This is a genomic window from Microbispora hainanensis (assembly GCF_006874475.1).
Taxonomy (GTDB): Bacteria; Actinomycetota; Actinomycetes; order Streptosporangiales; family Streptosporangiaceae; genus Microbispora; species Microbispora hainanensis.
Map to the genome: position 1 here is coordinate 35,551 of NZ_VIRM01000054.1, position 21,489 is coordinate 57,039.

Here is a 21,489-nt window from a genome sequence, read left to right on the forward strand (position 1 = left end):
TATGCGCCACTCGTCACGCTACCGGCCCCCGAGCATAGGCCCCAAAACGGACCAGAATAGTCATAGCCGACATTTACTGCAATACCCGAAAACCGTCAGATGGCGGACGTCGGTCGCGAAGCCCAGTTCCTTGTCCAGTGCCGAGACGAGACCGTCCACCATCTCGGGGGCCACCTCGGTGACCTCGCCGCACCCCCGGCAGACGAGGTGGACGTGATCGGCCTCGGAGGCGAGGTGATAGGTGGGAGCACCGTGGCCGAGATGGGTGTGGGTGACCAGCCCGAGCTCCTCCAGGAGTTCGAGGGTCCGATAGACGGTCGAGATGTTGACGCCCCTGGCGGTCTGCTGCACGCGGCAGCAGATGTCCTCAGGTGTGGCGTGTCCCAGCTCGGTTACCGCTTCCAGCACGAGCTGGCGCTGGGGGGTGATCCGGTAGCCGCGGGCGCGCAGCTCCTCGTGCCAAGTCTCGGCCATGCCCAGAGTGTAAGTCGTGCCCCGGGGGGCGTCTTCTCCGCTGCGGCGGAGGGGCGGGAACGTCACCGCATAAATTGTTTGCCCGCCCGCGCGACGATCGCATAGCGTGAAGGCACGCAGAAGGGAGGTGGTCCAAACAATGGTTGATCATTCTTGGGCTAGCGAGGTGGCTGTCCGCTAGGACTCGTCCATCTGGACCTTCCGTCTGGATGTCGGACGACATCCTGGCGAATCCTCGACAGACACCGGAACCCCGGGCAGCCGGCGGCCGCGGACGACTACCGTCCCGGCCATGGTCCAGCCGGCCCGCCTCATACGAGGCGGAGCGCGCCCGGGGTTCTTTTTTTCGCTATTCGGCTTCGAAGTCGCCGACCCGCTTGAGCTCCGCCGAGGCGTGCGACTGCAGCGGGTGCCCCAACGCCGCCATGTCGTAGGCGTACATGAGGTTGCCGTTGACCAGGCCGTAGAGCCGGTGGCCCGCGTTGTACTCCTTGGCCGTCGTGGTCCGCGCGACCACGTCCGTACGCAGCTCGATCTTGTGGAAGACGACCTCTCCCACGTAGATCTCCACGATGCCGGTCGGATGCGCGAGGCACACCTCGATCTGGCGCTCCGGCTGGATCCGCCAGAATCCCGTCTCCATGGACAGAGGCCGGACCTTGTTGCCCTCGGCGTCGAGCAGCCACGTGCGGCTTTCGTAGGTCAGGAACGGCTTCCCGATGTGCCCGAAAACGATCTCCTGGCCGAAGTTGGCGCTCTCCATCGTGGGATAGCCGATCACCCCGGCCCCCTCCCAGCGGCCCAGGAGGAAGGCGATCGGCTCGAGGTCGGGATGTACGTCCATGAATACGAGCTTAGAGGCGGGCGAGCGGCTCCTCGCACCCCACACCGGCATGCGCCGATTGTCCAACTTGTACGGCATGCGACCGCACACCACCCACCCCCGGCGGACTAGGCTCGGCAGTGCCGCGACGGGGCAAAGATCGGCGGGAGGGGCACGAAAGCATGGGGAGATCACTGGTGATAAAGGTGACGGCGGGGGCGGACGCCCCGGAGCGCTGCAACCAGGCGTTCACGGTCGCGGCGGCCGCGCTGGCGAGCGGTGTCCCGGTCTCGCTGTGGCTGACCGGCGAGTCCGCGTGGTTCGCGCTGCCGGGCCGGGCCAAGGAGTTCACCCTGGCCGAGGCCGCCCCGCTGGAGGACCTGCTCGACGCCGTGCTCGCCGCGGGCAGGGTCACGCTGTGCACCCAGTGCGCGGCCCGCAGGGGCATCACGGTGGACGACGTGATCGACGGCGTGCGCATCGCCGGGGCCTCCACGTTCGTCGAGGAGGCCCTGGGCGAGGGCGTGCAGGCGCTGGTCTACTGACCCGGCTCTACTCCACTCGCCGACCGGTCAGCTCGGCAGCACCGCGCGCAGTCGTTCGTCGCGCAGCGCCTGATACCAACTGTCGTCGATCGGCGGCAGCGGTCCGGCCACCCAGCTCAGCAGCAGGTCGGCCAGCGCCGGGTTGCGGGCGAGCGCCGGCCCGTGCAGGTAGGTGCCGATGATGCGGCCCGCGTAGCAGCCCTCGGTGCCGTCGCCGTTGCCGGTGCCGACGAGGGTGCGCGACAGCGGGCGCACGCCGGGGCCGAGCCTGGTCACGCCCATGTGGTTCTCGAAGCCCGTCAGCGTGGGCAGCCCCAGCGCGGGGTCCACCTCGGCGGCCAGCTCGCCGACGGAGCGCCGCTCGCCCCGCCCCGAGCTGATGTCCAGCAGGCCGATGCCGGGCACCGGCTGCCCTTCCTCGCCGCCGAACACCGTGCCCATGATCTGGTAGCCGGCGCAGACCGCCAGCAGGGCGGCGCCGCGCTGGATCGCGGCGTGCAGGCCGCCGTCGCGGCGCAGCCGCTCGGCCCCGAGGATCTGCGGCCGGTCCTCGCCGCCGCCGATCAGATAGACGTCGCCCTGCTGCGGCACGGGGTCGGACGAGCGCACGTGGATGGTCTTGGTCCGGATGCCGCGGGCCCTGGCCCGCTGCTCCAGCACCAGGACGTTGCCCTGGTCCCCGTACGTGCTGAGAAGGTCGGGATAGATCCAGACGATGGACAATTCAGACTGCACGGCCGAACTCCGCTCGGATCTGCTGGAACGCGGTGTAGTTGGCGATCACGTCGATCTTGCCGGGCGCGAGGAGGCCCACCGCCTGCTCGAACGAGTCGCAGAGCTGGAACGGGACCTCGGCCACGGCCAGCCGCAGCGCGAGGTCGCGGCGGCGCTCGCCGGTGACGAGGACGGGCCTGCCGCGCAGGATGCGATAGTCGACGTCCCACAGCCAGGAGGTGTCGCGGCCGTCGGGTCCCTGCGCGTTGACCGACAAGATGATCGGCAGCGCCGGGTCGGCGACGTCGAACGCCTCCAGCCACCCGGCCGGGTTCTTCGCCAGCAGCAGACGCAGCGACCGGCCGTCGCGCTCGACGGTCGTGTAGCGCCCGGCGACGGAGGTGACCATACGCAGCCGGGGCAGCGACCGGGCGGGGTCGAGGCCGAGGGTCTCGGCGACCGCCAGCGCCACGGCGGCGTTCGCCCGGTTGGCCTGGCCGGGAAGCTGGAGGTCCAGGCGCCAGTGCCGGCCCCGGGGGTCGGTCACGTACTCCCCGTCGAGCACCCACGTCGGCTCGGGCCGGCGGAAGGTGCACTCACGGCACGCCCAGTTGGTCTCGGCCATCTGCGCCGCGGTGAGGCCCTGGCCGCCGTTGCCGAACCCGGAGCGGTCGAGCGGGCCGCCGCACTCGGGGCAGCACCAGGAGTCCTCACGCCAGCGCTGCCCCGCCGACACCCAGGTGACCCGGGCGGCGGTGGACGCGCTCCAGGTGACCAGCGGGTCGTCGCAGTTGGCGATCACGTGCACGGGCCTGCCAGCGAGGGCGCGGCGCCACTTCTGGGCGAGCAGCCAGATCTCGGCCGCCCGGTCCATCTGGTCGCGGCTCAGGTTCATGAGGCAGACGATCCCGGCGTGGGTCGTGTCGAGGACCTCGGGGAGGTATTTCTCGTCGACCTCCAGCACGCCGTACGGCGCGTCCTTGTTGGAGGCGAGCGCCGACACGTGCCCGGCGGGCATGTTGGCGCCGAAGGCGTTGGTCGCGACGTCGCCGAATTCCTGCAGTGCCGAGGTGATCAGACGCGTCGTCGTGGTCTTGCCGTTCGTGGCGCTGACCAGGACGAGCTTGCGGTCGGCCGCGAGCTTGCGCAGCAGGTCGGGCTCCAGCATGAGGCCGACCCTGCCGCCGATCACCGAGCCGTCGCCACGCCCGGTGGCCCTGGACAGCGTCGCGGCCGTGCGGCCCAGGGCGCTGGCGAGCTGCGCCCGCAACGGAAGCTGACTCATGCCGAGATCCTAACCGCGCCCGACGCCTGCCCGACGCCTGCCCGACGCCTGCACGACGCCTCCACGGAGCCTGCGCCGAGCCCGCGCCGAGCCCGCGCCGGCGTGGCGGCGCCGAGCCGCGCCGTCCTACGGCGTCCCGCGATCACCCGGCCGCCGGGCCCGATAGAGGTCGCGGAGCAGCGCGACCTCGGCGCCGTGGTGGATGATCTCCCGGTTCACACGCAAGCCACTGAATCCGCTCCATCGTCAGCGTGCCGCCGCCGAAGTGGTAGTCGGCGCGCTGCGCGAGCGTCTGGCCGATGTGCGCCAGCCGCCAGGCGACGGTGGTCAGCGGGGCCGGCTCGGGCGCCGGGAACGCCCAGTCCAGCGCGAAGGCGCCGTCGGGCCGCGCGCGGATCGACCAGCATCCCTCCGCCGGCTCCCACAGATATTCCGCGTCGCCGAGGCCGGACATGCGTGGCCGGAGCTGGTTCTCCCAGTGCCAGGTGAGCTGGGACGCGAGTCGCCGCAGACGAGAGGAGGGCATGGGCTCTCGGGACTCCTTGCGGGGGTTGGGGGGGATCACGATCCGAAGGACAGCTCCGCGGGGGTGTCGCCGTCGAACGGCAGGACGAACCGGCGCGGCCAGGACAGCACGGTCTCCAGCCAGCCCGCGCTCATCGTCTGGGCCACGTATTTGACCCGTTCGCGCGGCTCCACCCCGATGGCGACCGTCGTCACGTCGCGCTGGATGCCCTCGTGCTCGTCGTCGCCCAGGATGACCCGCCAGGCCAGGGCCCGGTTGCGGTCGACCTCCATCGACAGCGGGTGGTGGCGCAGCGCCTTGGCGCGGTGGCCGAGCAGCTCGGTGCGCACGCCGACGGCGACCCCGCCCTCGGCCGGCTCGGCGCCGTTGACCCCCTGATGGGGGTACGGCCGGCCGGCGGGGTCGGTGCCGAACAGCGGATACTCCATCGCCGGGGCCGGGCTGCGCAGGTTGGGCGCCGGATGCCCGAACGGGAACAGCCGGTCCACCTCGTGCAGCCAGCGGACCTGCGGGATCACCCAGGCCGCGCCCGGCCGCTCGCCCGCCCGCATCGGCGGCTCGCTCTCTCCGCCGTCCGCCTGGCCCGCCGCCAGCAGTCCGGCGGCGACCTCGGCGGCCTTCTCGGTGAGCAGCGCGGGATCGAACCACGTCCGCAGCGACCAGGCGCGGCGCGCGACCGACCGCTCGACCAGCGTGGCCAGCAGGCACTCGCGCCGCTTGGCCGGCAGCTCCGCCCAGATGTCGGCGAGCACGCGCGGCACGCCCGGCAGCGACCGGTTCGTCACGAACGCCAGCACGACCGTGTCGGTCCAGATCCGCAGCCACGCCCACTCCGGGGCCACGGCGAGCAGGTCGGCCTCGCGCAGCTCGACCAGCGTGCACGCCTTCCCCGTACGGCACTCGCGCCCGCAGGCCGCCGAACGGCGCCCGCAGATCGGCGGCACCGGGCCGAGCGTCTCGCGTTCGCGGTCCTCGCCCAGGGGCACCTGGACGCGCAGCGGGCGGTCCATGCCGTCGGCGAACACCGCGGCGAAGCCCGGCTGGAGCGACACCACCTGGCGCGACTGGTCCTCGCTCAGATTCATCGCCGCCCCGACGAGCGCGCGGTCGTCCTCGGCCGGAAGCCGGTGCACGACCTTGAGCGCGGTGTTCTTCACCACGTCGGAGACGAGCTTGGTGGGGATCTGCTCGGCCACGATGATGCCTTCGCCGTACGCCCTGATCTCGGCGAGCATCCCGGCCAGCAGCTCGACGGCGTGGGTGGAGGCCCGCTGGGAGCCCCGGTCGCGCAGCAGCCGGTGGGCCTCCTCGATGACGATGACGTGCCGCAGGCCGCCCGCGCCGTCCTCGCCCCGCGGTTCCGAGCGGGCGCGCATGCGCAGGTGCTCCACGATGCGGATGATCAGCGTGCCCATGAGGAACGCCTTGTCCTCGTCGTTGGCCACGTCCTCGATCGCGAGCACGACATTGCGCTGGAGCAGGCCGCCGATGTCGGCCGGATGGCCGCCCTCGAAGAACCGGCCCGCACTGCCGACGCGCAGGCTGCGCAGGCGCAGGCTGATGAAGCCCTCGACGTCGGCCTGGACCTCGTTGCCGTAGCCGATCTCCTGGATGACCTCCAGCGCCTGCTGCTGGAGCTGCTCCAGGGTCGGCACGGCCGGCTGCACGGCGGCACCCGGGATGCCGCCGCCGGTGACCACGTCCCAGCCGTTGGCCTCGTAGACGCGCTGCAGCGCCAGCGACATGATCTGCGGGAACGGCTCCTCGGCGTCGAACGCCGCCATGAACAGCGCCCTGACCATGTCGATGTGGGCCTGCACGGGATAGCCGGGCTCGGGCGCGAGCGGGTTGACGCTGATCGGCACGTTGTCGGGCGCCGAGGGGTTGATGACGGTCAGCGGCGCGAGGTGCTCCACCCGGCCCGCCATCGCGGCATACTCCGACTTGGCCGGCTCGATGGCCAGCCACGGGATGCCCGCCTTGGTGAGCTGCTCAAGCAGGTGGCGTACGGTCTGCGACTTGCCCGAGCCGGTGGCGCCGGTGACGAAGGCGTGGCGGTTCAGCGTGGCCAGCGGCACCCGGAACGTCCCGACGGCGCGGTCCTGCCCGTCGACGATCGCGCCCAGGTCGACGGTCTCCGCCGAGCCCTCGACCTCGGTCTCGCTCGTCACGTCGAAGAAGCCCGCGTCGAGCACCCGGACCCCCGGCACCTCGCGGCGCGGCAGCCCGGCGAGCGCGGCGAGGGCCCCGGCCGTCGCCGCGAACGGCGCCGCCGCGCCGTCGGCCGAGTCCTGGAGGTCGACGGCCAGCGCCTCCCCGAAGCCGTACACGGACTCGCAGGTGCCGTCGCCGGACAGGGCGGGCAGCGACATCGCGCTGCGCAGCCGATAGGGGTGGTGGCTCATCTCCACCGAGCCGACCAGCACCGGCGCGATCTGGCGCAGTTCGTCGGGGCCGGCCGCGCCGGCCAGCACCCGGACGTTCCACAGGCCCGCCTCGCGGAAGGCGTCGAGCTCCTGCATCCTGCGCTCGGCCCGCTCGGCGTCGAACCGCGACCGCTCCGACGCGTCGCCATACTGGCGCAGCACGTTGAGCTGGGTGCGCAGGTGGGCCACCTCGGCGTCGAGCAGGTCGGTCGGCTCGGCGACCACCACCCACGCGAACGGCCGGGACATGAGCGTGACCAGCGTCGACTCGAACAATGTGGGCCGCTTCGTCTCGTCGGGCTCCGGCTCGCGCCTGCCGTAGAGCGGCGGGGCCTGCCGGCCGGGGCACGGCGTCCAGACGAGGTCGGCGAGGTCGGCCAGCCACTCGTCGCCGATCTCCACGCCGCGCGCGCCGCCGGGGAACAGCAGCGGCTGCGGGCCGGTGACCGGCGGCTCCGGCGTGGTCGCCGCCCGCTTGGGCGGCTTGGGCGGTGTGAGCGGTCCCGCGTTGGTGATGAGCTCCAGCGGCGCACCCGAACCTCGCGACAGCCAGCCGATGACGAACGGCCGGTTGCGCTGCGCGGCGGACAGGACCGCGGGGAGCACCGTGACGAAGTCCCACTCCGCGGACGAACTACGCGATGGGGCGGTGATCGCCTGAATCCGGTACCACGGCCCGCTCAGGGGAAACGGCTGCATCAGACCCCTCAGGTGACGACGAACAGGGGAGAGACTCCTCGAACGATCACGGCCGCACACCCCGGTTGACGATGCCCTTACCGACAGCGGACGGTGTCATGGGCGCGTACGACGTTTCGGAGGCGCTCATGACCGCTTGCGCCAGTCGAGGCGGGGCGGCGGTGGGCCCAGGTTAGGGGGCACGTTCGGAGGCACGTCGGGCAGCACGGGCTCCTCCGGCTCCGGCTCGGGGTCGGGCTCGGGGGGCGCGAGGGCGGCCCGCCGGATCTCCTCGAACTCCCCCAGCGTCGTCTTGGGGAAGGTGAGTATCGCCGGGTTCGCATCGGCGAGGCGCACCTGGCGTCCCTCCGCCGTCGAATAGGTGACGATCACGGAGGTCGTCGGGAGCTGCTGGAGCTGGTGCGGCTCGACCAGGAACTCCCGCGACCGCTGCAGGACCCCGTCGGCCACCGTGGGCGCGCGCCGCCCCCACTCGGTCGACTCGGTGATGTCCTCGCGCAGGTCGCCCTCGCCCTTCTCCTCCCCCTCCGTACGGCTCTCGCCCACGGTGGAGGTGTAGTAGCCGCTGGGGCCGTTGACCGCGGTGCTGAACGTCTCGGTGAGCTGGGCGAGCTCCAGACGGTGCTCGGTGCCGACGTGCTCGCTGGCCACCCGGGCGTCCTCGGCGTTGCCCAGGCGCATGAACGCGACCGCCGCGTGTCCCCGGCCGAGCCGCTCCCGCACGGTCGGGGTGAGGCTGCGGTAGGTCAGCACGAGCCCGGTGCGCGAGGTCTCGCAGGCGTCCATGAGCCGGTCGAGCACGTCGCCGCGCAGCTTGTCGGCCCCCGCCACGATGATCGTGTGATACCAGGGCCGCTCGCTGGCCGGCGACTGCCGCAGGATGTGCGTGAGCGCGGTCGCGACGTAGGTCCCGAGCACCCGGTTGCCGAAGACCCCCGCCTGCCGGTCCATGCTGACGACGCGCAGCCGCGCGGGCGGCAGCCGTACGGCCTGGGAGCCCAGCGTCTCCAGCTTGCGCAGCTGCGACTCCAGCGCCCAGGCCCGCTCGATGACCACCCGGTCGGCCACACCCCGGCCGAACAGCGTGCCGATGCGTTCGAGCTGCGACGCCGTGAGCAGGCCGTCCTTCATGTCGTCGCGCGGGTCGCCCACCTGGGCCAGCGCCCGCAGGGCGGCGGTGACCTGGCTGATCGTCGCGTTCTCGCCCAGGACCTCCAGCACGCGCTCCAGGATCGCGTTGTCGAAGCCGATGTCCCTGCTGGTCTCCTCGCTGACGCTCACCACGTGGGCGAGCACGTCGGCGAACGCCTCGGGCTTGAGCGTCGCGCCCAGGTCGAGCCGGGGCAGGTCCACCGGGAGCACCCAGACGAGCGGGTCGTCCCCGCCCCTGCGCGCCAGCTCGATCAGGTCCTTGGCGATCGCGCCCTCCGACAGGTCGAGCACGGTCAGGTGGCCGCCGCTGTAGAGCCGGGTCGCGCCGATCAGCGTGACCAGCGCCGACCAGCCGGTCAGCGTGCCCCCGGCCACGTCGACCCGGTCGATGTCGTCGGGGACCGCCACGGCATACCAGGTGATCTGCCGGTCGAAGCGGTTCTTCTTCTCGGCCCAGTCGCGGTATTTCGCGGCGTGCTCCTCCTGGGCCATGACGATCTCGCGCTGGCGGCGTTCCTGCTCGCGCAGCGCCTTGCGCCGGCGCTCGTCGAGCCGCTCGTCGACCGTACGGTCGCCCTGCCGGATGGCGTAGGTGCAGATGGCGGCCACACCGCCCGCGGCGACGAGGCCCAGCGCCACGAACGACCAGGTGAGCAGGCCGGTCACGCCGAGGATCAGGATCCCGGTGGCCACGACGGCCATGAACGTGCGGAAGATCTTGACCGGGCGGTTGAGCAGGTCCTTCTGCAGCCGCTCCCGGTGGACCCACTCGGTGTCCACCGGAGGCTCGGTGACGTCCTCCCTGGCGGGTCGCTTCGGCGGCGGCCCGGGATCCGGGTACAGCAGTGCGTACTGCCAGCCCAGGTAGATCCGATCCGCCTGCAACTGGGCATGCTCGGGGTGCGGGTCGCCCACGGGCCCTCCATGTCCGCCTCGGTCTCAGCGTAGGAGCTGGAAGCCCTGTCAGGGCGCGCTTCTCGCCATTCGGACGTATTTCCGCGCGGGGGACCGCACCAATGCGACCAATGGGGCAACTGTGGTCGTACTACGATCGCTTGCCATGACGTCATCCCCCAATGGCGCCCGCCGACGACGCCCGGTCCTCGTCCCGGTCGCCTCCGCGCTGGCCGTGGTGGGCATCGGCGTCACCGCCGCGCTCGGCGGTTTCAAGGAGGCCCCGGAGAAGCCGCCGCCCACCGTCTCGCCGGGCGACGTGATCGACCAGGGGCAGTTCCACACCCAGTTCATCAAGGCGATCGACACCACCGAGAAGGGCGACTTCGGCACCGATAAGCGCTACCTGGAGCTCGTCCTCAAGGTCACCAACATGGGCACGGAGACCGCCTCGGTCGGCCTCATGCCGGAGCCCGGCAAAGGCTTCCACCAGAGCACGACCTTCGCCAGCTCCCTGCTGCGGACCCGCCCGGAGATCAAGACCAAGTACGGCCCCGACGTCTCCGTGCTCAGCCTCGGCGTCGAGAGCCACCAACTGCACCCCGGGATCACCACCACGGTCGTGGTGAAGTACGAACTCGAGCCCACCGCGACCGCGCCCTCGGAGGTCAGCCTCGACGTGGGCTCGTTCGCGTACGAGACCGTCGGCATGCGCGACCAGACCCATTACTGGTTCCTCGCCGGCCAGAACGAGGACGGCGAGGGCCCCTTCGAACCCGACGTCGCCGCGCGGATCACCCTTCCCGTGCGGAAGGAGAGCAGCTGATGGCGGTCACCCAGGTGGAGAGCCGCACGGCACGGCGCGCGGCGCGGAAGAAGCCGCCACGGCGCAGCGCGGGACAGCGCATCGCCGCAGGAGTGGCCGGAATCGTGCTCGCGGCGGCGGCGGTCTACGCACAGCAGAACTTCTCGGTGTCCTTCGAGCAACGCATCTCCTATCTGACCTACAAGGGCCGGATCGGCGAGACGGTGGAGACCAAGCGCTTCACCGTCAAGGCCCTGTCGGTCACGGCCGCTCACGCCGTGGACACCACGGACTACTCCAACAAGGTGTCCAAGGTGGCCACGAGCAACCTGTTCCTCCTGGTCGACGTCTCGGCGACGAGCGCGCGCGAGCCCTTCAAGCTGAGCAGGCTCAGTCCCCCGATCCTCCTGACGGCGGACGGCCGGAGCTACGAACCGACGGACAAGGTCAGCGACTCCCTGACGCTGTTCAACAAGTACATCCAGCCCGGGTTCTGGTCGAGCGGGCTGCTCGTCTTCGAGGTGCCCGAAGACGCCGTGCCAGGCGCCGCCCTCGTCTTCGTCCCTCCCGTCAGCCCGCTGGTGAGCGACAACTTCGCGCCCGAGGCGCAGATCGACCTGGGGCTGTCCGGCGCCGCCGCCGGCCGGCTGATCTCACAGGCGGAGGATTACCACTCTCTCGTGAGCGCGAGCCGATGACCGAGACGCCCATGGACGGAACCCCGCCGAGGAACGGCCCAGACGCCCGCGACTGGTTCGCACCCCCGGCCGAGCAGCCCTCCGACATCACCTACAGCGGGCCCCTCCCCGCGCCCATACCGACGGCGCCGCCCTCCATACCCATCCCCGGCACGCTGAAGCCGCCGACGGACCTGCGGGTGTGGCCGCCCCTGGAACCCGAGGGGCCCGAAGGGGAGGACAGGTCCACCCAGCCCTTCCCCGCGCTGCGGACGAACCGGCAGCCGCCGCCCGGGGCGCTCGCGCCCGCTCCCCCGTCCGCGGAGCCGCCTGCGGAGCCGCCCAGGGTGCCGCCCGCTGAAGTGCCCGCGGAAGTCTCCGCAGGGGTCTCCGCTGTGGAGCCCACCGCGCCCAGGCGGCGTACGGGCCTGCTCGTGGGGGGAACCGTGCTGTCCGTCGTGCTCGCCGTCGGCGGCCCCACGGTGTTCGGCTACCAGGCGTACAAGTACGGCCGGCCCGACGACATCGTCCACACCGTGCAGCCCGGCCAGGCGGGAGTCTGGCAGCACGTGTCGTGGCGGGCGACCGTGGAGAAAATCAAGGATCCCACCGGCAAGCCGGAGCGGTCCGACCGCCAGTGGCTGAAAATCGTGATCACCAGGACCGCGCTCGACGCCGAGGGCGCCATTCGTCACGGAGCGCCGGCGGAGGTCAAGTTCACCGACCGGGCCGGGCGCACGTGGCAGGTGGAGCTGGTGAACGACGAGACGCCGCCCGACGTCAAGGACAACAAGATCGGCACGCCCTATCGGCTGGAGATGATGGGCGTGGTCCCGCCGCCCGTGGCCGACGAGGTCGAGGTCGCCCTACGGCCGAGCACCTACCGTGACGTGCCCGATCAGTCCGCCGAAGACTTCGTGAAGGACGCGTTCACGAATCCGGAGAAGAATGATGACGTTCTCCGGTTCCGCCGGTGAGCCTGCGGCGGGTCGCGGCGAGGTCGAACGTGGCGGCGATCAGGCACATCGTCACCAGGGTCACCACCAGGTCCACGACGTAGACGACCGGCTCACCGGTCGCGAACCACAGGTACGGCTGCTCGCTCGCGGTGAGGTAGCGGCCGGCCCTGAGGAGATAGTCGCCGCCGATGTGCAGGCCGACGTAGCAGAGGGCGAACAGCCCGAACAGCGGGGCGCCCCCGCTCACCGTCAGCCGCAGTGAGTTGAGCAGCGGGATCCATCGAGCGGTCCAGCCGGCGCTCAGCTTCGCGAGGGCGAGACGCGTCCAGTTGTGGGTGCGCTCCAGGTGGACCGCCGCGTGCTCCAGGCGCGTCCCCCTGATCGTGGTGCGGGTGTCCTCCGCGTAGGCGCCGTAGACCAGGATGCCGATCGTCAGCCACGTGAGCGGGATGGCGAGGGCGTCGACGACGTACGGCCAGACGCCGCCCAGCCACTCGGTGGCCGGCTTCCACCCCGGGACGCTCTCCTCGGCGTTGGCCGCGAAGTCGTGCCAGGCGGCGACGGCGGACCGCTGACCGATCCAGTCGGAGCGTGCCCCCACCGCGGCGGCGATCGCGTTGATCCCGTAGAACGCGAACGCGAGCTCCCCGAACGTGGCGAGGATGCCGGAGAAGCGGCCCTCCCCCGCTTCGTGGCGGCGGCCGAAGTACCACTTCACCACGTAGGCGACGATCATCGTGGCCAGGGAGACCTTCGGATCGAGGTTGAGCAGCCCGGCCGCCACCCCGCTGTCGTTGCCGCTTCCCGCGTCGAGCAGGTAGCGGTCCGGCTGCCGCAGGATGTCGATGTTGGCGAACTCCCTGGCGTCGTCGGCGACGAACCCCCAGGTGGTGTAGATGCCGGCGAAGACGAGCGCGGTGCGGTTGAGCGCGTTGAGCATGCTCTCCTTGGCCTCGCCGCCCGCGCGCCGGGTCTGGGTCTCCAGCAGCGCCTCACGGACGACGTACAGCATGCCGACGGTCGTGGCGAGCGACGTCATCACGACGAGCGTGAAGAGGAACATCGTCACGACCAGCCGGGCCTGATACCACGAGCCGTGCGAGATGGTGGCGGCCAGCAGAAGCAGCCCCCACCGCACCAGCCGTCCGGCCGAGAACCAGAGGATCAGCGGCAGGGCGCATTTGGCGAGGATCCGCAGGGCGTTCAGCGGCAACGCGTACGGCGACAGCGTCCAGGAGGCCCGGCGCGGCGCGGCATCCTGGCGAGGGGCGGCAAGTGCGGACGTTCCGGACACCTGCCGCATGCTATCGGCTCTCGGTCCTCCCTACGGAGCGATGAGCTCGACTGTGGGGAAGTAGGTCCGATATCGGGTGGTGTCACGGGTGAGTGGCCGGTATTTTCCGCACCGCCGCGTGCACGCCGATGAAGAAGTCGGGCAGCGGTCACCTCTTCTCACCCCCGGGCCTGCGATAGGCGGGAAACGCCTTGCCCGCGAGGAAGGCCGCCTCGAAGGGCACGTCCTCACGCTCGTAGTCCTCGGGCGGCAACGCCTCGTCGAGACGCTCGATGCATCGCGCGAGCGCGGCGGTGCACCGTGCCGACGCTGCCGCGCGCGTCCGGGTGGTGGGCATGGTGGGATAATCCCTGCTCAGGTGCGCGGCCGGTCGTTCGGCTGCTCAGCGCGGCAGGACAGGGGACGCAGCAGGAGGCGGGCGACGGCAGTGGCAGGCGTAGGCGTCGATCCGACCGGACTGGTCGGTCGAGACCGCGAGCTCGCCGAGCTCCTGACGTTCCTGGACACGGCCGGGACGGACGGAGCCGCCATCCTGCTCACCGGTGATCCGGGGGTGGGCAAGACGGCGCTCCTGGACGCGATCGCCGAGCCGGCGGTCGCGAAGGGGTTCCGGGTGGTCCGCGGCAGCGGCGTCGAATACGAGACGGACATCAGCTTCGCGGGGCTCCACCAGCTCATCGTCTCGCTGTCGCCCGAGCTCGGTCGTCTGCCGCGTCCCATGAGAGAGGCCCTCGAAGTCGCGCTCGGTCTGGGTGCCGGCCCCGCGCCGAGCCGGATCGCCGTCCTGAACGCCGCACTGTCGCTGTTCGCCGAGGCCGCGAAGGAGCGGCCGCTGCTCCTCGTCGTCGACGATCTTCATGTCATCGACGACGCGAGCCGATCCGCGGTGGGTTTCGTCGCCAGAAGACTGGACGGTCACCGCATCGGGCTGCTCGCCTCCCGGCGAGCGGAATCCGGCGCGTCGTTCCAGCCCACCGGCCTGGCGGAGCTCCAGGTCGCGCCGCTCAACGACGCGGACGCACTGCGACTGCTGTCCCGGCGCTTCGCTCACCTCCCTCGCCGGGTCCTCCGGACAGTGGCGAGAGAGGCACAGGGGAACCCGCTCGCCCTGCTCGAGTTCGCCGGATCCACCACGGTGTCCGGTGATCCCCACGGCGGAGGTGCGGCGTGGGCGAGCGGCCCGGCACGAGACGTCCGTGCTCTGTACGCCGCCCGCGTCGAGCGGCTACCGCGGCGAACGCGCGATCTGCTCCTGTTCGCGGCTCTCGAGGGCTCAGGCGACATCGGCGTTCTCGAGGCGGCCGGCGGGCCGGGTGGGCTCGACGGACTCGCTCCCGCCGAGCGCGACCACCTGGTCAAGGTCGCGGAGAACAGCCGCGTCGTGCGCTTCCGGCATCCGCTGGTCAGGTCCGCGGTGGTCGACGGCTCCACCGGCGAGCAGCGGCGCAGCGCCCACCGCCGGCTGGCCGACGCGCTGGTCGACCAGCCCGAACGCCGCGGTGATCACCTCGCGAGGGCCACGACGGCGCCCGACGAGACGGTCGCCACCGTCATCGAGTCGGCGGCCCAGAGCAGCCTGCGGCGCGGCGACGCCGCCGGCGCCATCGCGCGGCTGCGGCGTGCGGCCGAGCTGAGTCCGGACCAGGCGGCCCGGAGACGCCGCCTGTCGCAGGCCGCCTACGTCGCCGCCTGGCTCGCGGGCCACCTGGAGATCTCGCACGAGATCATGCGCGAGGTGCAGGGCGACCCGGCGGCCCGGTCGCTCGCGGCGGCCGCGACCGCCGGCTTTCTCGTGCTCGTCACGGAGGGTGACGCGGACACCGCCCACGCCATCCTGATGAAGGCGATCGGACAGGCTCCGATCCCGTCCGGCCTGCCACGCGGCGAGCTGGAGACCGCGCTGTTCACCCTGACGCTCGCCGGCGAGTACTCGGGCCGGCCGGAGCACTGGCGGCCGCTGGTCGACCTGCTCGCGCGGTTCCCCGACGCGCCGCCCGCCGCCGCGGTGTCGCTGGCGCGGATCCACCACGACCCCGGCGCCGTCACCGACGATCTGCTGCGCCGCCTGGACGACGAGATCGCGCAGCTCAAGGACCAGACCGACGCCGACGTGGTCATCCGCACCGCGCTGGCCGCCTCGTACCTCGATCGCCTCCCCGGCTGTCGCGAGGCCGTGTCCCGCGTCATCGGCGACGGCCGCGACGGCGGCGTGGTCGGAGCGAGCATGCCGGGCCTGATCTTCGTCGCGCTGGAGGACCTCGACGTCGGCCGGTGGCCGTCGGCGGCGGACGCCGCAGCCGAACTCATCGCGCTGTGCGAGGAGACGGCGTACGACCTGTTCGGCCAGGTGGGGCACTACGTCGCCGCAATGGTCGCGGCCCAGCGCGGCGACCTCGACGTGTGCCGCGACCACTGCGAGAAGATCTGGAGCTGGTCGGGGCCCCGGGGCCTGCGACGGATGGAGAACTGCGCCCACCAGGCGGCGGCGCGGGCGGCCCTCGGGGCCGCCGACTTCGAGACGGCCTTCCGGCACGCAACGGCGATCTGCACCGCGGGTGTGCTGCCGCCCTTCAACCCGGAGGCCGTGTGGTCCGCACCGGACCTCGTCGAGGCGGCCCTGCGCTCCGGGCGCCTCGACGAGGCGCGACGGCACGCGGACGCGGTGCGCAGCGCCGGCGTCGCCCGCCTCTCGTCGCGGTTCGCGCTGAGCTCGGCCACGGTCGCCGCGATGACGTCGGGTCCCGAGATCATGGCTCAGCGCTTCGAGGAGGCACTCGCGGTGCCGGGCATCGAGCAGTGGCCCTTCGAGGTCGGCCGTGCTCACCTGGCGTACGGCGAGAGGTTGCGCCGTCAAGGACTCAACCGCGACGCCCGCGTGCAGCTGACCGCGGCCCGCAGCCGCTTCGAGCAGCTCGGGGCCCGCTCGTGGGAGGCCCGGGCCGCGGCGGAGCTTCGAGCCACCGGGATGACGCGGACCGCCCGGAGCAAGGCCGGCGCGACCCTCACCCCGCAGGAGCTGGAGGTCGCCAGGCTCGCGGCGACAGGGCTGTCGAACCCGGAGATCGCGTCGCGGCTGTTCCTCTCGCCACGAACCGTCTCGTCACACCTGTACCGCCTGTTCCCCAAGCTGGGAATCACGTCACGTGCCGCACTCCGCGACGCTCTCGAGGCGCTGCCCCCGGAGCCCCCGACGGCGCGGCCGTAAAGGTCCACCGGCCCGGTCGCGGTACTGCCACGGCCCTGACGTAAGCATCCGGCGATCACATGGCAGTCAGCTGACGGAGGCTGTCGGAGACCGCGCTGAGCCACCCTCGTGGGTACATCAAGCCGCCCGGCACTCGGGCGAGACCGCGAGGAGCACAGCGTGCCGTGCGTCACCACCGGCGAGGGAGCCGAGATCTTCTTGCTCCAGACGGAATCGAACCCGGGAGGGCTGCCGACCGAGGTCTTCGACACCGCGGCCGTCACCCCCTCGCGCAACGACCCGGGCAACATCGACTACGAGGCCCACGAGGTCGAGGGCGCGCCCGGCTCGTTCGTCATCTACGAACGCTGGGAGAGCCGCGCCCATCTCGAGGCCCATCTCGCCGCGCCCCGGATGCAGGAACTCATCCCGCAGATGCTCGAGCTGATCGAGGGCTCCATCGAGGACGGCATCCGCCTGCTGCGCCCCTTCCGCCCCGCCCACTAGACACGACCCCGCACGCTACGGAGAGAAGGACCATGACGACCACATTGATCACCGGCGGCAACAGAGGACTCGGCCACGAGGCGGCGCGCCGGCTCATCCAGGCGGGCCAGACCGTCTGGATCGGAGCCCGGGACGCCGAGAACGGCCGCAAGGCCGCCGACCGGCTCGGCGCCGGATTCGTCCAGCTGGACGTGACCGACGACGCGTCGGTCAACGCGGCGGCCGAAACGCTGCGCACGCGCGTGGGCCACCTGGACGTCCTCATCAACAACGCCGGAATCCTCGGTGAGGTCACCTCACCCGAGGAAATGACGGCCGACCAGGTCCGCCATGTCTACGAGACCAACGTCTTCGGCCTCGTACGGGTCACGCGCGCGTTCCTGCCGCTCCTGCGCGCGGGGAGCGTTCCATCCGTCATCAACATCACCAGCGGCCTGGGGTCGTTCACGCTGACCCACGACCCCGAGCGCGTCGAGTCGCACTATGTGCTGGCCGCCTACAGCTCGTCGAAGAGCGCGGTCACCATGCTGACCATGCAGTACGCCAAGGCGATTCCCGACGTCCGCTTCAACGCCGTGGACCCGGGCCAGACCGCGACCGAGTTCACCGGCCGCCTCGGGCACAGCGTCGAGGAGGGCGCCGAGGCCGCGGTGCGCATCGCCACCCTGGGGCCTGACACGCCCACCGGCACGGTCACCGACCGCGCCGGTGTGCTCCCCTGGTGATGATCACCCCATGCCGCGCACACCATGAAAGGCCGGTGCGTTCGCGGGAACGCACCGGCCTTCTGTGAAGCGGTGGATCAGACGGCGACCGAGAGCTGGGCGACCTCGCCGAGCTTGGCCTCGACGGGGACGTCCTTGGTGACGCCGCCGCCGGCGATGATGCGGACGGTCCACTGGCCGGGCGCGGCGAAGAAGCGGAAGATGCCCTCGTCGGAGACGACGACCTCGCCGGTGAACTCGCCGCTGTGGTCCAGCAGGCGGGCGTACGCCGAGCCGGCGCCGGAGACGACGCCCTGGATCACGGCCTGGTTGGACAGGTCGATGCCGGCCGGCAGCGCGACGGTCTGCTCAGGAGCAGCGCAACCCTGGGTGGTCATCAGCGGGCCTCCCCCAGCTCGATCGGCACGCCCACGAGCGAGCCGTACTCGGTCCACGAACCGTCGTAGTTCTTGACGTTGGGCTGGTCGAGCAGCTCGTGCAGCACGAACCAGGTGTGCGCGGAGCGCTCGCCGATGCGGCAGTAGGCGATGGTGTCCTTGGAGAGGTCCACGCCGGCGCCGGAGTAGAGCTCGCGGAGCTCGTCGTCGGAGCGGAAGGTGCCGTCGTCGTTGGCCGCCTTGGACCACGGGATGTTGCGGGCGGTGGGCACGTGGCCGCCGCGCTGCGCCGCCTCCTGCGGAACGTGGGCCGGGGCGAGCAGCTTGCCGGTGAACTCGTCGGGAGAGCGCACGTCGACCAGGTTCAGCTTGCCGATCGCGGCGACGACGTCGTCACGGAAGGCGCGGATGTCGTTGTTCGGCTCCTGGGCCGCGTACTGCGTGGCCGGGCGCTCGACGACGTCCGTCACCAGCTCGCGGGACTCCAGCTCCCACTTCTTGCGCCCGCCGTCGAGCAGCTTGACGTTCTCGTGGCCGTAGACCTTGAAGTACCAGTAGGCGTAGGCGGCGAACCAGTTGTTGTTGCCGCCGTACAGGACGACGGTGTCGTCGTTGGCGATGCCGCGCGACGACAGCAGCGCCTCGAAACCGGCCTTGTCGACGAAGTCGCGGCGGACCGGGTCCTGCAGGTCGGTGCGCCAGTCGATCTTCACGGCACCGCGGATGTGACCCTTGTCGTAGGCGCTGGTGTCCTCGTCGACCTCGACGAGCACGACACCCGGCGAGTCGAGATTGGCCTCGACCCAGTCGGCGTCCACCAGAACGGCGGAGCGGCTCATTGGATTCTCCCAGGTTGTAGACGGCGAATGAGCAGGTACATTTCGCAGCCCAGGCAGAAGCCGAACGCTGCGTTGAGGAAGGCGGCCAGCAGTGCCGCTGCTGTCGCACCCAAGGCCAGTGCGGTGATCCCCGCCGCGAATCCGATCAGTCCCACGACCGCGAATCCCAGCCCGACGGCCTGCGCGAACCGCGGCGGCGCCGCGTCCTCCGTCTCGGCCGGCGGCTTCAGTCTCGGCCGTACGAACCGGCGGAAGACCAGCCCGTACGGCGACGCGTCAGCGGCGCCGAGCGCGAAGACGATCGCCTGCGCGGCGAGCAACCAGGGATTCTGAGTGACCAGTACGACCGCGAGGACCACACTGGTCACGGCCGCGCCGAAACGCGGGCCACGAGGGTCGATCTGCATCGTGGGGATGCTCCTGAAGGATTCTTGGAAGGCGGCACGAAGCCGCAGGAATCACCCTCAGGCCATGCGACAGAGCGATGTCGCGACGCGGCAGAAGTCCACCGCGCGCCGCTTCGTGAGCAGCTCTGTCGTGGGAGTCATGACCACGACAGTACCTTCCGTCTCGGCATCTGTCACACCTTGTCCGATGGCTGAGACGGCCCGTGAGACGCGCCGTCCACGGCCGCCCCGAGCGCGGCGATGACGTCGGCCTTGCGCGGCTGGCCGGACGCCCTCTTCACCACGTTGCCCGCCCGGTCGAGGACGAGCACGGTCGGGGTGCGCAGCACGTCGAAGCGCCTGACCAGATCGAGGCGCGACTCCGCGTCGATCTCCACGTGCCGGACGCCCGGGACCATGCCGGCCACCTCGTCCAGGACCCGGCGGGTCGCGCGGCAGGGCTGGCAGAACGCGGTCGAGAACTGGACCAGCGTGGCGCGCTCGCCGAGGTCGGCGCCGAGATCACCGCTCGTCACCGCGGCGTGTTCCACGACCCGCATCCTTCCGTCGCGCCGTCTCAGGAGCAGCCCGACGACCACGCCCAGGACGAGCGTGGCCGCGAGGGTCGCGATTCCTGCCATCACCGTCTGCAACCGTACGCCCGGCGCGGCCGATTCCCGCGCCGGGTCACGGCAGGGTCACAGACTGACGGCCACGAGGACGCGGCCGGCCGAGTCGGCCAGCTCGATCCGGTCGATCTGACCGGGGCGCAGCGCGGTCGAGCCCTCGAGGACCATGTTCCGACCGCGGAACTCGCCTCTGCCCACGGTCCAGCTGCCGAGGGTCGAAACCGCGCCGTCCTTGGACACCGCGTGCAACGTGCAGACCGTGCCCGCCGGGACGCCGGCGACCCTGGCGACGACCTGTGTCCCGCCGTCGTGCGGCACGAGCCGTACGGTGATCCGTACGTCGCCGCTGCTCCCGCGCACCTCGGACGGCACGGGCGACGCGGCGACGGGCGTCTCGGCGGGCGGCGGCTGGACCTTCCTCGCCACCGCCCCTGCGGAGGACTCGGCCGAGGGAGCGGACGAGGGCCTGGACGAGGACATGGGTGTGGGCGGCTCCTTGGCGGCGAAGGGCTCCACGAGAGCCTCCGCCGACTTGTCGGCCTGCACCTTCCGATCCTGCGCCGACCGATCCTGGGCCGACCGATCCTGGGCCATCTCTCCCTGACCTGCCTGGTCCGCCTGGGCCGGGGCCGCCGCGGCCGACCCCGCCACCGTGGTCCCCGTCCCCCGCATCGTCGCCGACACCCACGCCGTGCCTCCCGCGGCCGCGACGACGACGGATGCGGCGAGCGCCAGCAGCACACGGGACCGGCGCCCACGCCGCGCGGGCGCCGCGTCCACTGCCTGGGGCGCGGCTTCGGGCACGCTTGCCGCACCCGAGAAGACGCCGTCGAGCACGGCGCGCGGCGGCGCGGCGGCCCGCTCGATGTCCTCGGCCGACACGCGGGCCAGCAGCGGCGGCAGCCCGGACAGCTCGGCCAGCTCCGCCCGGCAGGCCGCGCACGTGTCCAGGTGGGCCTCGACCTCGGCGGTCTCCTCGGCGTCGAGCGCCCCCAGCACGTACGAGCCGAGCGAGATCCGCACCTCCTCGCAGGTCATGGCGCCAGCCCCCGTTCCTCCAGGGCGAGCTTCAGCGCCCGGAGGGCGTAGTAGGTCCGCGACTTCACCGTTCCCGGCGGGATGCCGAGGATCTCCGACGCCTCCTTCACCGATCTCCCCCGGTAGTACGTCTCCAGGAGCACCTCGCGATGCTCCGCTCTGAGCGAGGCCAGCGCCTCCGCGATCCCCCACGACTCGACGGCCCGTTCCAGCTCGTCGTCGGCGGGCAGCACGGCGAGCGCCTCGTCCCCGGTCTCCTGGGGCCTGGACTTGCGGGCCCGGTGCTGATCGACCACGAGGTTGCGGGCGACGGTGAACAGCCACGCGCGCACCGGGCGTCCCTGGAGTCCCGAGGGATGCCGCCAGGCCCGAAGCAGCGTCTCCTGCACCACGTCCTCCGCCCTGCCCGGATCACCGGTCAGCCGCAGCACGTAGCCGTACAGCGGCCCTCCGTGATCCTCCCAAAGTGCGCGTATGAGCTCCTCGTCGGCGGTTCCGGCTGGACTCACACCCTCATCACGTACGCCAGGC

Annotated in this window: 22 protein-coding genes; 7 read left to right on the forward strand and 15 right to left on the reverse strand. The window is 71.6% G+C overall.

The genetic code is table 11. The features are described 5' to 3' along the window. Nucleotides 1-60: 60 nt before the first annotated feature. Together FLX08_RS32360 and FLX08_RS32365 are read right to left on the reverse strand one after the other, a co-directional pair. Nucleotides 61-474, reverse strand: coding sequence for a Fur family transcriptional regulator (locus FLX08_RS32360; protein ID WP_142624056.1), 414 nt, complete (start codon nucleotides 472-474; stop codon nucleotides 61-63). 349 nt (nucleotides 475-823) lie between these two features. Then, a complete protein-coding gene (locus tag FLX08_RS32365; protein ID WP_142624057.1) occupies nucleotides 824-1,318 on the reverse strand; it encodes a heme-binding beta-barrel domain-containing protein in 495 nt (164 codons plus the stop codon). 161 nt (nucleotides 1,319-1,479) lie between these two features. Between FLX08_RS32365 and FLX08_RS32370 the strand changes: the two genes are divergently transcribed. Further along, on the forward strand, nucleotides 1,480-1,842 hold the full coding sequence (locus FLX08_RS32370; protein WP_142624058.1) for a DsrE family protein: 363 nt from the start codon (nucleotides 1,480-1,482) through the stop codon (nucleotides 1,840-1,842). Nucleotides 1,843-1,869: 27 nt separating this feature from the next. Here the strand turns inward: FLX08_RS32370 and FLX08_RS32375 are convergent, their stop codons facing one another. The 5 genes from FLX08_RS32375 to FLX08_RS32395 form a co-directional block, all read right to left on the reverse strand. Continuing rightward, nucleotides 1,870-2,577: a type 1 glutamine amidotransferase gene (locus tag FLX08_RS32375; RefSeq protein ID WP_142624059.1), complete on the reverse strand. Its 708-nt coding sequence runs from the start codon at nucleotides 2,575-2,577 to the stop codon at nucleotides 1,870-1,872. After that, a complete protein-coding gene (locus tag FLX08_RS32380; protein WP_142624060.1) occupies nucleotides 2,567-3,841 on the reverse strand; it encodes a DUF1727 domain-containing protein in 1,275 nt (424 codons plus the stop codon). The genes FLX08_RS32375 and FLX08_RS32380 overlap by 11 nt, the downstream gene beginning before the upstream one ends. Before the next feature lie 142 nt (nucleotides 3,842-3,983). After that, nucleotides 3,984-4,367 (reverse strand): hypothetical protein, encoded by a 384-nt coding sequence (locus FLX08_RS32385; RefSeq protein ID WP_341874364.1) that lies wholly within the window; start codon nucleotides 4,365-4,367, stop codon nucleotides 3,984-3,986. A 35-nt stretch (nucleotides 4,368-4,402) separates the two neighbouring features. Continuing rightward, nucleotides 4,403-7,492, reverse strand: a complete 3,090-nt coding sequence (locus tag FLX08_RS32390) for an ATP-binding protein (protein WP_142624061.1) — start codon at nucleotides 7,490-7,492, stop codon at nucleotides 4,403-4,405. A 126-nt stretch (nucleotides 7,493-7,618) separates the two neighbouring features. Further along, nucleotides 7,619-9,559, reverse strand: coding sequence for a hypothetical protein (locus tag FLX08_RS32395; protein WP_142624062.1), 1,941 nt, complete (start codon nucleotides 9,557-9,559; stop codon nucleotides 7,619-7,621). Between the two features lie 145 nt (nucleotides 9,560-9,704). On the opposite strand from FLX08_RS32395, the gene FLX08_RS32400 reads away from it, so the two are divergent. The 3 genes from FLX08_RS32400 to FLX08_RS32410 are packed head-to-tail and all read left to right on the forward strand — an operon-like array spanning nucleotide 9,705 to nucleotide 11,997. Then, nucleotides 9,705-10,364, forward strand: coding sequence for a hypothetical protein (locus FLX08_RS32400; RefSeq protein WP_142624063.1), 660 nt, complete (start codon nucleotides 9,705-9,707; stop codon nucleotides 10,362-10,364). Then, the gene (locus FLX08_RS32405) at nucleotides 10,364-11,041 is read left to right on the forward strand and encodes a DUF4352 domain-containing protein (protein WP_142624064.1); all 678 of its coding nucleotides are present in this window, start codon (nucleotides 10,364-10,366) and stop codon (nucleotides 11,039-11,041) included. Before FLX08_RS32400 ends, FLX08_RS32405 begins: the two co-directional genes overlap by 1 nt. Beyond that, on the forward strand, nucleotides 11,038-11,997 hold the full coding sequence (locus tag FLX08_RS32410; protein ID WP_142624065.1) for a hypothetical protein: 960 nt from the start codon (nucleotides 11,038-11,040) through the stop codon (nucleotides 11,995-11,997). The genes FLX08_RS32405 and FLX08_RS32410 overlap by 4 nt, the downstream gene beginning before the upstream one ends. Here FLX08_RS32410 and FLX08_RS32415 read toward each other — a convergent pair. Both FLX08_RS32415 and FLX08_RS41630 read right to left on the reverse strand, forming a co-directional pair. Beyond that, nucleotides 11,951-13,273: a hypothetical protein gene (locus FLX08_RS32415; protein WP_142624066.1), complete on the reverse strand. Its 1,323-nt coding sequence runs from the start codon at nucleotides 13,271-13,273 to the stop codon at nucleotides 11,951-11,953. The genes FLX08_RS32410 and FLX08_RS32415 overlap by 47 nt on opposite strands. 148 nt (nucleotides 13,274-13,421) lie before the next feature. Further along, nucleotides 13,422-13,610 (reverse strand): hypothetical protein, encoded by a 189-nt coding sequence (locus tag FLX08_RS41630; protein ID WP_208761795.1) that lies wholly within the window; start codon nucleotides 13,608-13,610, stop codon nucleotides 13,422-13,424. Nucleotides 13,611-13,700: 90 nt separating this feature from the next. On the opposite strand from FLX08_RS41630, the gene FLX08_RS32425 reads away from it, so the two are divergent. The 3 genes from FLX08_RS32425 to FLX08_RS32435 all read left to right on the forward strand — a co-directional run bounded on the left by FLX08_RS32425 (nucleotide 13,701) and on the right by FLX08_RS32435 (nucleotide 17,689). Then, nucleotides 13,701-16,478: a helix-turn-helix transcriptional regulator gene (locus FLX08_RS32425; RefSeq protein ID WP_142624067.1), complete on the forward strand. Its 2,778-nt coding sequence runs from the start codon at nucleotides 13,701-13,703 to the stop codon at nucleotides 16,476-16,478. A gap of 159 nt (nucleotides 16,479-16,637) precedes the next feature. Then, complete coding sequence (locus FLX08_RS32430; RefSeq protein ID WP_208761796.1) at nucleotides 16,638-16,964, forward strand: putative quinol monooxygenase; 327 nt, start codon at nucleotides 16,638-16,640, stop codon at nucleotides 16,962-16,964. A gap of 32 nt (nucleotides 16,965-16,996) precedes the next feature. Further along, nucleotides 16,997-17,689, forward strand: a complete 693-nt coding sequence (locus tag FLX08_RS32435; RefSeq protein WP_142624068.1) for an SDR family NAD(P)-dependent oxidoreductase — start codon at nucleotides 16,997-16,999, stop codon at nucleotides 17,687-17,689. A 77-nt stretch (nucleotides 17,690-17,766) separates the two neighbouring features. Here the strand turns inward: FLX08_RS32435 and FLX08_RS32440 are convergent, their stop codons facing one another. The 6 genes from FLX08_RS32440 to FLX08_RS32465 all read right to left on the reverse strand — a co-directional run bounded on the left by FLX08_RS32440 (nucleotide 17,767) and on the right by FLX08_RS32465 (nucleotide 21,467). Further along, on the reverse strand, nucleotides 17,767-18,066 hold the full coding sequence (locus tag FLX08_RS32440; RefSeq protein WP_142624069.1) for a DUF1416 domain-containing protein: 300 nt from the start codon (nucleotides 18,064-18,066) through the stop codon (nucleotides 17,767-17,769). Further along, nucleotides 18,066-18,905 (reverse strand): sulfurtransferase, encoded by an 840-nt coding sequence (locus tag FLX08_RS32445; RefSeq protein ID WP_142624070.1) that lies wholly within the window; start codon nucleotides 18,903-18,905, stop codon nucleotides 18,066-18,068. The genes FLX08_RS32440 and FLX08_RS32445 overlap by 1 nt, the downstream gene beginning before the upstream one ends. Further along, a complete protein-coding gene (locus FLX08_RS32450; protein WP_142624071.1) occupies nucleotides 18,902-19,312 on the reverse strand; it encodes a DUF4395 domain-containing protein in 411 nt (136 codons plus the stop codon). The genes FLX08_RS32445 and FLX08_RS32450 overlap by 4 nt, the downstream gene beginning before the upstream one ends. 173 nt (nucleotides 19,313-19,485) lie before the next feature. Further along, complete coding sequence (locus FLX08_RS32455; protein WP_244313072.1) at nucleotides 19,486-19,851, reverse strand: TlpA family protein disulfide reductase; 366 nt, start codon at nucleotides 19,849-19,851, stop codon at nucleotides 19,486-19,488. 138 nt (nucleotides 19,852-19,989) lie between these two features. Beyond that, nucleotides 19,990-20,958: an anti-sigma factor family protein gene (locus FLX08_RS41635; RefSeq protein WP_208761797.1), complete on the reverse strand. Its 969-nt coding sequence runs from the start codon at nucleotides 20,956-20,958 to the stop codon at nucleotides 19,990-19,992. Beyond that, a complete protein-coding gene (locus tag FLX08_RS32465) occupies nucleotides 20,955-21,467 on the reverse strand; it encodes a sigma-70 family RNA polymerase sigma factor (protein ID WP_244313069.1) in 513 nt (170 codons plus the stop codon). The genes FLX08_RS41635 and FLX08_RS32465 overlap by 4 nt, the downstream gene beginning before the upstream one ends. Nucleotides 21,468-21,489: the final 22 nt, after the last annotated feature.

Excerpts from the sequence above, each read along its gene's own strand:
- FLX08_RS32360 (WP_142624056.1), bottom strand. The coding sequence starts at position 474 with ATGGCCGAGACTTGGCACGAGGAGCTGCGCGCCCGCGGCTACCGGATC.
- FLX08_RS32365 (WP_142624057.1), bottom strand. The coding sequence starts at position 1,318 with ATGGACGTACATCCCGACCTCGAGCCGATCGCCTTCCTCCTGGGCCGC.
- FLX08_RS32370 (WP_142624058.1), top strand. The coding sequence starts at position 1,480 with ATGGGGAGATCACTGGTGATAAAGGTGACGGCGGGGGCGGACGCCCCG.
- FLX08_RS32380 (WP_142624060.1), bottom strand. The coding sequence starts at position 3,841 with ATGAGTCAGCTTCCGTTGCGGGCGCAGCTCGCCAGCGCCCTGGGCCGC.
- FLX08_RS32385 (WP_341874364.1), bottom strand. The coding sequence starts at position 4,367 with ATGCCCTCCTCTCGTCTGCGGCGACTCGCGTCCCAGCTCACCTGGCAC.
- FLX08_RS32390 (WP_142624061.1), bottom strand. The coding sequence starts at position 7,492 with ATGCAGCCGTTTCCCCTGAGCGGGCCGTGGTACCGGATTCAGGCGATC.
- FLX08_RS32400 (WP_142624063.1), top strand. The coding sequence starts at position 9,705 with ATGACGTCATCCCCCAATGGCGCCCGCCGACGACGCCCGGTCCTCGTC.
- FLX08_RS32405 (WP_142624064.1), top strand. The coding sequence starts at position 10,364 with ATGGCGGTCACCCAGGTGGAGAGCCGCACGGCACGGCGCGCGGCGCGG.
- FLX08_RS32410 (WP_142624065.1), top strand. The coding sequence starts at position 11,038 with ATGACCGAGACGCCCATGGACGGAACCCCGCCGAGGAACGGCCCAGAC.
- FLX08_RS41630 (WP_208761795.1), bottom strand. The coding sequence starts at position 13,610 with ATGCCCACCACCCGGACGCGCGCGGCAGCGTCGGCACGGTGCACCGCC.
- FLX08_RS32435 (WP_142624068.1), top strand. The coding sequence starts at position 16,997 with ATGACGACCACATTGATCACCGGCGGCAACAGAGGACTCGGCCACGAG.
- FLX08_RS32440 (WP_142624069.1), bottom strand. The coding sequence starts at position 18,066 with ATGACCACCCAGGGTTGCGCTGCTCCTGAGCAGACCGTCGCGCTGCCG.
- FLX08_RS32445 (WP_142624070.1), bottom strand. The coding sequence starts at position 18,905 with ATGAGCCGCTCCGCCGTTCTGGTGGACGCCGACTGGGTCGAGGCCAAT.
- FLX08_RS32450 (WP_142624071.1), bottom strand. The coding sequence starts at position 19,312 with ATGCAGATCGACCCTCGTGGCCCGCGTTTCGGCGCGGCCGTGACCAGT.
- FLX08_RS32455 (WP_244313072.1), bottom strand. The coding sequence starts at position 19,851 with ATGCGGGTCGTGGAACACGCCGCGGTGACGAGCGGTGATCTCGGCGCC.
- FLX08_RS41635 (WP_208761797.1), bottom strand. The coding sequence starts at position 20,958 with ATGACCTGCGAGGAGGTGCGGATCTCGCTCGGCTCGTACGTGCTGGGG.